Here is a 10,522-nt window from a genome sequence, read left to right as displayed (position 1 = left end):
CGCACAATCTCAACCGGGAAATGCAGATGCTGTGTCATGAACAGGTCCGCAACACGACTGAGAAGCGCGCGCCGCTGTGGTGTTTCGAACAACTCGGCACCCTGCGGCGCAAACTGATCCAGCGCGCCGGGCGCCTGACAAGACCCCAGGGCGCCTTGACGCTGACCATGAGCGCTAACCCCGCCGTGAAATCCGAGCTGTTGCATTACCTGAATACCTTGAAGCAAGCAGCCTGAAACCTGGTTGCGTCAAATTTATGCAATGATTGGGTAAACACTGACCCTGTGTAAACGGCGAGATATAACCGATGAACCGTCACCGAACATCGGCCGACACCACTTAGAATTTGAGCAACTCTACATAGCGAACCATTACAGGGAGATCATTCATGAAGACCTCGACCAAGATCGTGCTTGCCCTGGCCCTGGGCCTCAGCACGGGCAATGCGGCCGCTGATGGCTTTGCCCTGGGTGCCAAGGTGGGAACCACCGGTCTCGGCCTTGAAGGCACGCTGGGCATGACCGAGACCATCAACCTGCGCGGTGGGGTCTATGGATTGAAATACGGCTATGACTTCGAGGAAGAAGGCATCGACTACCAGGGCGACCTGCAACTGCGCAGCGCCGCCCTGATGGTGGACTGGCACCCCGGCGGTCGCGGCTTCCGGGTCACCGCTGGTGCCTTTGCCAACGGCAACGAGCTGAAGGGTCGCGCCGAAGGCAACCTGGAGATCGGAGAACGCGAATATGATGTGCGCCTCGACGCCACCATTGACTGGAACGACTTCGCCCCCTACCTGGGCATCGGCTATGGCAACGCCGTCCGGGGAGGCCGCGTCTCCTTCGCCCTGGATGCCGGCGTCATGTTCACAGGATCTCCCGATGTCCGTCTTTCCGCCACTGGAGACGGCACGCTGCAGGATACTTTCGAGGATGACCTGCGCCGTGAGGAACAGTCCCTGAAGGATGAACTGAGTGACTTCAAGTTCTATCCGGTCATCAACCTGGGGGTTTCCTACCGCTTCTGAGCAGCGGCACAAACTAAAACACACAAACGGGGGGGCAAATTGCGCCCCCGTTAATGCGAACCCGCATCCTGTCTTGCAGCATTCATTACTGTGTCAGTGTCATCAGAATATCCGCATACCACGCACAATTGAGGCCAAGGGCCTCATCGAGCACCAAGTCCCGGGTGCCCACATCCAGCCGTGCCGAATGCACCCCGAGCAGCATCCAGGGCAGCACGTCGTTTGCTCGTATCGGATTCGTGATACGCATCACCACCGGCGCGCCGCTGGTGCCGCGGTGGGTGCGGGCATCGGTCAGGAAATAGCCCTGACCCTGGAAGCGCAAGCCGAAAGAAGACGCCACAGCAGCCTGGCGCACCACGGGCATGTGGTGCAGGGTGTCGTGAAAGCCCAGGGGAAAGCCCACCACCACCAACGAGGTCCCCACCTCCACCTGGTCGAACTCACCCAGCAGGTGGTCCGGAGTGAAGGCGTTATAGATGACCGTATCGGGCAATGCTGCCCGGTTTATCTCAATCACTGCCACGTCGATCTCGCCGGAGGTGTCCACCGCCTGGCGCCACTGGGGTATGCCGTCCTGGTAGAGCAGTATGGAAAAGCCGGTGGAACGGGCCATGTTGTCCGCGTCGATGTGCAACTCGATCTCGATGCGATCCGGGGTATGGCCGCTGGGTTCATCGTGCATCACGTGACGACTGGTGACCAGGAACAGCCGCCCGTCACGGGCGAAGAAAAAGCCACTGGCGTTGGTAAGCAGTTGCTGTCCGTTGAAGGTGGAGATGCGGGTCGCGCTGAGCAGGATGGATTCGATCATGAAATGCCGCCAGTGGGTCTGATGGGTGAGCCAGGAAGGTCAACGTCGTGTACGACGCCAGAAACGCTCCTTTCACTCTACGACAGATCACACCGTGAAGCCCACTGACCGGAAAAGCCTTCATCTGACGCCGCTAGATGTTCCATTGTTCGCCACACTTCCGGCACTGCACCCGTATCCACCCTCCCCCCGGGTCCCGCGGCCCGCTGCCGGCACCCTCGGCGGCCGAATCGACGCCGTAGGTCTGCACATCAAATTTCCCGTAGGCATTGCACTGGGGACACCGGGCCCGCTCGGAACGTTGCCAGGCGCGAACGATGTTGATCACGTAACGGTTCAGACCAAAGAAACCCAGGAGCGCACCGCCGATCATCAGGCCATAGCGTTGCATCCATTCCCAGGCAGTGGTCGGGTCGCTGAAGGCCTCCATGCCGATGGGAATGAGCAGCAGGCCCAGTAAGCAGGTGACCAGGTGCAGGTGGGCCACGATGAGCGTGCGTTCGTGCCAGCGGACAAAACCCAGGCGGCGGATACCCTCCGCCACCTGGGCAGTGTTGTCGTGGGTGTCCGGCATGTGGAGAACCCGAATCGGTGAAGAACTTCACCTGTGTATAGTCGACCCTGTGAAAAACACAGCCACCGGCTTGATCACGCCTTGCTTTCTCGCCCAACCGCAGGGTATAGCGTTCCCCAGCCCCGCTCTCTCATGTCCTTGTAATAGAAGAAGTACCTGCACGTCTCCGGCACATATCCAAATCGAAGCACGATTGAGGATGCCATTGAGATCATGAACAAAATCCAGCATATTTCGATACGCGCCATTGCGGCGCATCCACCAGGACGCCATGCCTCGCCATAAAGGGATTTTCATGACAACACAACCTATCCGCACCCTGCTCCTGCTCCTGATCCTGACCCTCGTCACGCCCGCGCTCGCCCTCGCGCAGCCGGCGGCCTGGTCCGACTGGCGTCACGGTGCGGCCGGCCATACCCTCGCGCTGTCCGACGCGCAACGCTCAGAACAACCCCTGGTGGTGTACTTCCACACCGACTGGTGCCCCTGGTGCCGCCAGCTCAATGAGCGCTACCTGCGCAACGGCGCGGTGCGCAGCACGCTCTCAAGCATGCAGAAGGTGGAGATCAACCCGGAACGGGGCCCCCAGGAGATGGCCCTGTTCAGACAATACGGCGGTACCGGCTATCCCTCCTTCTACGTGCTGGTGCCGGCCAGTGGCGAAGCCCCGGTCAGACTCTCCCCCTTCCGGGGCGGCAGCGAGGATTCTCTCGCTGCATTCGCCGAGCGCATCGAGGCAGCGGCCACTCAGCACTACAACCGTTGGGCCTTCCGGCTGCACCAGGAGGGTCATGACGCCCGCAGCCTGGCGGTGGTGGAAAAATCCCTGGCCTACAACCCGCGCAACGCCTATGCCCACTACCTGAGAGGCCTGATCCATCACAAGGCGGGAGATCGGCAGCGGGACCTGGGCCTACTGCGCGAGGCGAAGGCCGCCTACGAACGGGCACTGTCCCTGGATCCGGGGCATCAGGGCAGCCAAAGGGGATTCGAGGCCTTGCGAAACCTTTAGGGCAGTCCCGTGATCAGGGCCATGCGATCATCAGCTCGCGAAGCTCAGCCACCATGGGAGACAACAGCCAGCCCAGTGCTGCGCAGTTGAGCAGGATGGACAAAGACTTCCTTGCCCCCCGCGTTCGGCCTGATGAAGCCGAAACCGCGATCATCCTTCCAGTCATGAATTCTTCCCTTTGCGCGCATCGTCCTGTTTCCTGATCCGGCCTCATCAGCTTTGTAGTCGTCATAGGGCGGGCCGTGCCCGCCGTTAGCCGCAGGTTCATGGTCAGCAGGCGGCCACGGGCCGCCCTATAAGCTAGTGAGACAGGCCGAGCGACCACAAACCTTCGCTGACTCCGGGCTACTCCTCCATCGCCCCCGTGCCCGCATCCTCGACCGCCGCGATCTCCGCCAGCACCATGGTCGCGTAGCCACCCGGAGGCAGCTCGAACGCCAGCACCAGGGTTTCCTCGTCGAGCCATTGATGGCTCAAGCCGTTCACCCGCATGCGCAGTGCGCGCCGCTCCTGTTTGAGCCCGGCCCGAGCGAGACCTTGGGCGAACACCGGCTCAGCCTCCGCCACCGCCTGCTCAAGTGCAGCCACTTCGCCGCGGGTCGCCAGCGCCCCCTTGCCCCACAGGGGTCCGCTGGGATGCACGTCGCCGATGCGAAGCCGCTCTTCCAGGGCCGCGTCCACGGCCTCGGCCAGGAAATGGCTGCGGCTGCCATCCAGGATCATCACGTCCCCGGGCAGGGCCCGGCACCAGTTGCCCTGTTCCACGCGACGGGCAAGCACCCGGTTGAACAGTTCGGAGCGGGCGGCGGAGAGATAAAGACCGGCCAGCTTCCTGTCGCGCACCCGCATCTTGCCCTCGAACATGGCGCGGGCCTTGTCCAGGTTGGCGCCCTCCCGGCCGAAGCGCTGCGGGCCGAAGTAGTTGGGTACGCCGTGGCTGCGGATCTGCTCGAGGCGCTGTTCCAGACCGGCTCGATCGCCACGGCATTCGCGCAGGGTCAGGCGAAAGCGGTTGCCCAGGAGGTAGCCGGTCTTGAGCTTGCGGCTGTGACGTACTGAGCGCAGGACCCTGAACTCGGGGCCGAGCTGCGCGGACCAGTCGGGGGCGTCCTTGCCGGGGAGCTGGACGCTGAACCACTGGGTGGTGACGGCGTGGCGGTCCTTGAGACCGGCATAGCCCACGGCGCTGCGGGAAACGTTGGCTGCACGGGCCAGGCAACGGGCGGCGTGTTCGGTGTTGCAGCCGGTCTTCTCCAGCAACACCCACACATGCTCACCCCGGCCATCGGGATCGGCGGCGGAGAGCTCCTCGACGATGAAGTCCTCTGGGCGGGTGCGGATGCGGGCCTCGAAGAGCGGCGGCGCGGTGGGATGCGTAAAAGACTGGCCGCAGGGACGCGAAGGCGCAGAGGAAGAATCGGATGGATCTGTCATGAATAGGCTAAGTCTTGTGAAGGGATTGCCGCAGAGACGCGGAGACGCGGAGGACATCTGGATGGGGTTCTCTCACGCCATTGTCTCCGCGACTCTGCGCCTCTGCGGCAGAAGTCAGGTTTTCGGCTTCTCAGCCACCTTGTCCCGCAGGTACACCGGCAGGGCCTGCTCGGCAGGCACGGCCAGGCCGGCGGCGAAGTCGCGCACGGCGAGGCGGGCCACCTCGGCGGCGGCGGGATACGGGGATGAATCAATGTCGCTGACGCGGCCACCCAGGCGGGTACGCAGCGCCTGTTCGTAACCCCCCCAGCCGGAACCCACGCAGCGCCAGCCCTGGCCTTCGGGCACCGGCACCGCATCGGGGGCAACCACCTGCTCGGGACCGGCGGGGACGGCGAGTCCTTCCGAGTCTGCCTCGAAGGCAGCCCAGTAGACCTCCCCCATGCGGGCGTCCAGGGCCGCGAGCACCCGCGTCGCGCCGGCGTCGAGGCCCTGCTGGGCGAGTGCGGCGAGCGTCGAGACCGGCACCACGGGGAGATCCGCGCCGAAGGCGGCGCCCTGGATCACGGCGGCGGCGATGCGCACGCCGGTGAAGGCGCCGGGTCCGCGTCCGAAGGCGAGCGCATCCAGGTCCGCCAGTCGCACGCCGGCCTCGGCCAGCAGTGCGTCCATCATGGGCAGGATCAGACGGGTGTGTTCCCGGGGCGCCATCTCGAAACGGCTGGTGAGCGCGCCGTCCAGCCACAGGGCGGCGGAACAGGCCTCGGTGGCGGTCTCAATGCTCAGTAGTTTCATAGGGGGCCAGCGACCTCGTCGAATTCGGGTTCCTCGGTCATCAGGAAACTGGCCACCTCGGCCAGGTTGTCCAGCCTGGGGATGGGCGGCAGGCTGCTGATGAACAGCCGGCCGTAGGCCTTGGTGCGGATGCGCGGATCACAGAGCATGAGCACGCCCCGGTCGGTGACGTCGCGGATCAGGCGCCCGACGCCCTGCTTGAGGCTCAGCACCGCCTGGGGCAGCTGGTAGTCCATGAAGGGATTGCCGCCGGCGTCGCGGATGGCCTGCAGGCGGGCCTCCAGCAGCGGGTCGTCGGGGGCGGCGAAGGGCAGCTTGTCGATGATCACGCAGGAGAGCGCACGACCGCGCACGTCCACCCCTTCCCAGAAACTGTGGGCGCCCAGCAGCACAGCGTCCCCGGCCGCGCGGAAGCGCGCCAGCAGTTCGTCCCGGGGGGCGGTGCCCTGCACCAGCAGTTCGCGCTCGAGGCGGCCTTCCAGCAGTTGTGCCGCCTCGCGCAGGGCACGGTGGCTGGTGAACAGCATGAAGGTGCCGCCGGGGTTGGCCTCGATCACCGGCAATGCGGCCTCCACCACGGCGGCGGTGTGGTTCGGGGCGTTGGGCTGGGGCATGTTGGCAGGCAGGTACAGGCGCGCGTTGCGACTGTAGTCGAAAGGGCTGTCTAGCATCAGGGTCTCGGCCTGCTCCAGGCCCAGGCGGCCGGTGAAGTGCTCGAAGCGTCCGCCCACGGACAGGGTCGCCGAGGCGAAGATCCAGGCGCTGGGATAGGCGCGCATGCGCTCGCCGAAACGCTCGGCCACGTTGAGCGGCGTGGCGTGCAGGGCGAAGGCGCGGGTGAAGGTCTCCACCCAGCGCACGGTGTCGGGCTCGGGCTTCATGAAGGCCAGCAGGCGGGCGCGCAGGGTGTTGGCCCGGCGGGCGCACTGTTCCAGGCCCTTGCCCCGGTCGGCGGCGGTGTCCAGCCACATGACCAGGGTCTCCAGGCGCGCCACCAGGGTGTCCATGGCCCCGCTGATCCGGGTGTCCTGCTCGTGGCGGGTCCAGGGGCTGCGGCCGCTGGCCGCGCCCAGCTCGCTGCGCAGGGCGGCCACCGCCACCGACAGTGCGTCGGCGGCATCGCGCAGGTCGCCCATGTCCGAGGCCTCGCGCAGTTGTTCGGCCACCGCGTCCCGGGCCAGGTCCAGCAGCTGGCGGCTGCCCACGGAACGGCCGAAGAAGGCGGAGGCCACGTCCGGCAGCTGATGGGCCTCATCCAGCACGAAGGCGTCGGCGGAGGGCAGGATCTCGCCGAAGCCCTCCTCCTTGAGGGTCAGGTCCGCCATCAGCAGGTGGTGATTGATGACCACCAGGTCCGCCTCCTGCGCCTCGCGCCGGGCGCGCACCACGAAGCAGTCCTCGTACTCGGGACAGTCCTGGCCCAGGCAGTTGTCGGGGGTGGAGGTGACCTGGGGCCAGAGGGGGGAATCCTCGGGGATGCCGGAGAGTTCGCCGATGTCGCCGCGCAGGGTGCGCGAGACCCAGCGCACCACGCGCAGCAGCTGCTCGGTCTGCGCGGCGCCGAGGCGGCCGTCCTCACGGGCCAGGTCCAGGCGATGGCGACACAGATAGTTGGAACGGCCCTTGAGCAGGGCGACCCGGGGCACCCGTCCGAGGCCCGCACCGACCAGGGCGTCGCGCACGAAGGGCAGATCCTTCTGGAACAGCTGGTCCTGGAGGTTCTTCGTGCCGGTGGAGAGGATGGTGCGCCGGCCGTCCATGAGTACCGGCACCAGGTAGCCGAAGGTCTTGCCCACGCCGGTACCCGCCTCCACCACCAGGGCCTGGCGCACCTCCAGGGCGCGCTCCACCGCCGCGGCCATCTGCTGCTGGGCGGCGCGGGGACGGAAGTTCTTCAGGGTCTCGGCCAGGGGGCCGTCGGGGCCCAGGACCTCGGAGGCGCTGGGGTTCATCCGGGCTCGCCGGAGAGCTGGTTGGCGCGGGCGTCCGCCTCGCGGGCACCGGCGGCGTTGCCAGCCATGCGCCGGGCCTCGGCGATGATGCGCCAGTTGCGGGCCATCAGGGCACGGTCGCCCCGGGCCAGGCCGTTGGAGCGCACAGCCATGGCCTCGGCCTGGGCGGGCTGGCCCTGCTGCAGACGCACCACGGCGAGACGTTGCCACAGGCGCGGATCGCGGGCATCGATGCGCAGCGCCCGTTCCAGGGTGGCGGCGGCCGCGTCGGGGTTGCCGGCGACCAGCTGGCGGTCCGCCTCGCCCATGAGCGCCACCACCGCGTCGGAGCCGGTCGCGCGGCTGTCGGCAGGCGCGGGGTCCCGGGCGATGGCAGGGCGGGCGTCGGGGGCGGGCAACGGCGCTGCGACGCCCTCCTCCACGAGCCCGGGTTCTCCCGCCGTGGGGCGGGTGGCCTGGGGCGGCGCACAGGCGGCAAGGAGCATGACCGCCACCAGGGCGGGCACCGGACGCAGGAATCGTTGCATTACTCGAACAGCCCTCTGAACCAGCGGAAGGATCGCCGCACCGCGGCCGGGACCCCCTCGGCGCAGGGGGACATCCCCGCGGGTGCCGAACCTTCGATGAACGGCATCCACTGGGCGCCCTCGCAGCCTTCCACGGCACGCAGGCCGTTGGCGGGGTCGATCAGCAGCCATTCTACGCCATCGGGCCGGATGGGCTCCAAGCCGCGGCGGCTGATGTCCTTCATCAGATCCGCCCACACGGGCAGCGCACCGGATGAGCCGGTCAGGCCCATGGGGGCGTTGTCGTCCCGGCCCACCCAGACCACGGACAGGTAGTCCCCGGCGTAGCCGGCGAACCAGGCGTCGCGGTTGTCGTCGGTGGTGCCGGTCTTGCCCGCCACCGGCAGGTCCTCGGGCAGCAGGCTGCGCAGGCTCGCACCGGTGCCGCGCCGGGTGACCTCGTGCAGGGCGGCGGTCACCAGGTACACGGCGGCCGGGTCGGCCGCCTGGCGCAGGTCCAGGGCATAGCGGCTGAGCAGCTGGCCGTTGGCGTCCATGACCTCGCGGATGGCCCGGGGCGGGGTCTCGAAACCGCCCGCGGCCAGGGACTGGTACATGTGGGTCATCTCCAGGGGCGTGAGCTCCACGGCCCCCAGCAGCAGGGAGGGATAGGGGCGCAGGTTGCGGCTCACGCCCAGGCGCTGCATCTGCTGGATGACGGCATTGAGCCCCACCTCCAGGCCCAGGCGCGCGGTGGCGATGTTGTAGGAGTGCACCAGGGCGTCCAGGGCCGTCACCATGCCGTGGTACTCCCGGTCGTAGTTGCGCGGGCTCCACTCGGTGCCGTCGTCCAGGGTCAGGGTCAGCGGACCGTCGTCCAGGAGGGTGGCCAGCGTGTACTGGCGGGGGCGCGACAGGGCGGCGAGGTAGACCGCCGGTTTGACCAGGGAGCCCACGGGGCGGCGGGCGTTCAGCGCCCGGTTGAAGCCGGCGTTGCGCGGGTTGCGGTCGCCCACCACGGCGAGCACCTCGCCGTTGTCCACGGCGCTGACCACGGCACCCGCCTGCAGGCTGCCCGCCTCGATGCCCCGGGCGCGCTCGATCTGGGCGAGGCGCCGGGCCACGGCGGCCTCGGTGGCCAGCTGGATGCTCGGGTCCAGGGTGGTGAAGATCAGCAGGCCCTCGGTCTGCAGGTCCTGCTCCCGGTAGTCCCGGCGCAGCTGTTCGCGCACCAGGTCCAGGAAGGCGGGAAACGGCGTGATGCCCGAGGGCGGACGGGCGCCCACGCCCAGGGGACGCGCCTTGGCCCGGGCGACCACCTCCCGCTCCAGTCCGCCCTGGGCCTCGAGGATGTCCAGCACCAGGTCGCGCCGGGCCTGGGCGCGCTCGGCGCGGCGGCGCGGGTCGTAGAAGGAAGGCCCGCGCACCAGGGCCACCAGCAGGGCGATCTGTTCGGGATGCAGTTCGTCCAGGCGGCGCTGGAAGTAGAACTGGCTGGCCAGGCCGAAGCCGTGGATGGCCCGGTCACCGTCCTGGCCCAGGTAGACCTCGTTGAGATAGGCCTCCAGGATCTCGTCCTTCTCGTAACGCCATTCCAGCAGCAGGGCCATGATGGCCTCGTTGAACTTGCGCCGCAGGGTGCGATCCTGGGTGAGGAAGTAATTCTTCACCAGCTGCTGGGTGAGCGTGCTGCCGCCCTGCACCGTGCGTCCGGCGCGCAAGTTGGCCCAGGCGGCCCGGGCGATGGCGGAGAAGTCCAGACCGTGGTGTTCGTAGAACTTGCGGTCCTCCACGGCGATCAGTGCACTGACCAGCAGGGGCGGCACCTCGTCCAGGCGCACCAGCACCCGGTCCTCGCCGTGGCGCGGGTAGATGTTGGCGATCAGGGCCGGCTCCAGGCGCACCAGGGCGGCGGGGCGGCCGGTCTCCAGTTCCGTCACGGCGGCCACCTGGCCGTCGCGCAGCTCCACGCTCAGGCGACGGGGCGGCTCGGCACCGTCGGCAAAGGGGAAGCCCCGGGTGCTGAGGATCAGGCGCCCGCCCTGCTCCCTAAATTCGCCGCTGCGGATGGCATCGCCGCGGCGGTAGTGCAGCAGTTCCAGTTCCCGGGTGAGTTGGGCGCGATCCAGCTCCCGTCCCGGGTAGATCTCCAGGGGCCGGGCGAACACCCGCGCCGGCAGGGACCAGCGCTTGCCCTCGAACTGGCTGCGGATCTCGTAGTCGAGGTACGCGGTGTATCCGCCCAGGCCCAGCAGGCCCACGAGCATGACCAGGAACAGCCCCCGCCAGAGGCGCAGGGGCTTGCGGGATGAGCTGCGGCGGCGGGACCTGGCCGGACGGCGGGCGGAGGATTTCTTGCTGGGTTTGCGGCGTGCCATGGGGCCCGGATTCTACAGGTTTTTCGGTGG

At 67.5% G+C, this 10,522-nt stretch carries 9 protein-coding genes and 2 pseudogenes; 3 read left to right on the top strand and 8 right to left on the bottom strand.

All coding sequences use genetic code 11. The annotated features are described in order from the left end of the window. Positions 1–236 (top strand): annotated as a pseudogene (locus D580_RS0112005) (IS1380 family transposase); the annotation flags it as partial. A 152-nt stretch (positions 237–388) separates the two neighbouring features. Further along, the gene (locus D580_RS0112000) at positions 389–1,027 is read left to right on the top strand and encodes a membrane protein (protein WP_018954627.1); all 639 of its coding nucleotides are present in this window, start codon (positions 389–391) and stop codon (positions 1,025–1,027) included. An 85-nt stretch (positions 1,028–1,112) separates the two neighbouring features. Here the strand turns inward: D580_RS0112000 and D580_RS0111995 are convergent, their stop codons facing one another. Beyond that, positions 1,113–1,841, bottom strand: a complete 729-nt coding sequence (locus tag D580_RS0111995; protein ID WP_018954626.1) for a S1 family peptidase — start codon at positions 1,839–1,841, stop codon at positions 1,113–1,115. Between the two features lie 133 nt (positions 1,842–1,974). Continuing rightward, complete coding sequence (locus D580_RS0111990; RefSeq protein ID WP_018954625.1) at positions 1,975–2,415, bottom strand: hypothetical protein; 441 nt, start codon at positions 2,413–2,415, stop codon at positions 1,975–1,977. A 295-nt stretch (positions 2,416–2,710) separates the two neighbouring features. Here D580_RS0111990 and D580_RS0111980 point away from each other — a divergent pair, with 295 nt between their 5' ends. Beyond that, the gene (locus D580_RS0111980) at positions 2,711–3,427 is read left to right on the top strand and encodes a thioredoxin family protein (protein WP_018954623.1); all 717 of its coding nucleotides are present in this window, start codon (positions 2,711–2,713) and stop codon (positions 3,425–3,427) included. A gap of 116 nt (positions 3,428–3,543) precedes the next feature. Here the strand turns inward: D580_RS0111980 and D580_RS16305 are convergent. The 6 genes and pseudogenes from D580_RS16305 to mrcB form a co-directional block, all read right to left on the bottom strand. After that, a pseudogene (locus tag D580_RS16305) lies at positions 3,544–3,615 on the bottom strand (DUF1294 domain-containing protein); the annotation flags it as partial. A 157-nt stretch (positions 3,616–3,772) separates the two neighbouring features. Continuing rightward, positions 3,773–4,861, bottom strand: coding sequence for a tRNA pseudouridine(13) synthase TruD (truD, locus tag D580_RS0111975; RefSeq protein WP_018954622.1), 1,089 nt, complete (start codon positions 4,859–4,861; stop codon positions 3,773–3,775). Positions 4,862–4,975: 114 nt separating this feature from the next. Further along, on the bottom strand, positions 4,976–5,656 hold the full coding sequence (gene tsaB, locus D580_RS0111970; protein WP_018954621.1) for a tRNA (adenosine(37)-N6)-threonylcarbamoyltransferase complex dimerization subunit type 1 TsaB: 681 nt from the start codon (positions 5,654–5,656) through the stop codon (positions 4,976–4,978). Further along, positions 5,653–7,608 (bottom strand): ATP-dependent DNA helicase, encoded by a 1,956-nt coding sequence (locus D580_RS0111965; RefSeq protein ID WP_018954620.1) that lies wholly within the window; start codon positions 7,606–7,608, stop codon positions 5,653–5,655. The genes tsaB and D580_RS0111965 overlap by 4 nt, the downstream gene beginning before the upstream one ends. Then, positions 7,605–8,135 (bottom strand): tetratricopeptide repeat protein, encoded by a 531-nt coding sequence (locus D580_RS15505; protein WP_018954619.1) that lies wholly within the window; start codon positions 8,133–8,135, stop codon positions 7,605–7,607. Before D580_RS15505 ends, D580_RS0111965 begins: the two co-directional genes overlap by 4 nt. After that, positions 8,135–10,492, bottom strand: coding sequence for a penicillin-binding protein 1B (mrcB, locus tag D580_RS0111955; protein WP_018954618.1), 2,358 nt, complete (start codon positions 10,490–10,492; stop codon positions 8,135–8,137). Before mrcB ends, D580_RS15505 begins: the two co-directional genes overlap by 1 nt. Positions 10,493–10,522 lie beyond the last annotated feature (30 nt).

Source organism: Thioalkalivibrio sulfidiphilus, assembly GCF_000377945.1.
In the GTDB taxonomy this organism is placed as follows: domain Bacteria; phylum Pseudomonadota; class Gammaproteobacteria; order Ectothiorhodospirales; family Ectothiorhodospiraceae; genus Thioalkalivibrio_A; species Thioalkalivibrio_A sulfidiphilus_A.
This window is presented reverse-complemented; position numbering and strand designations above follow the sequence as displayed.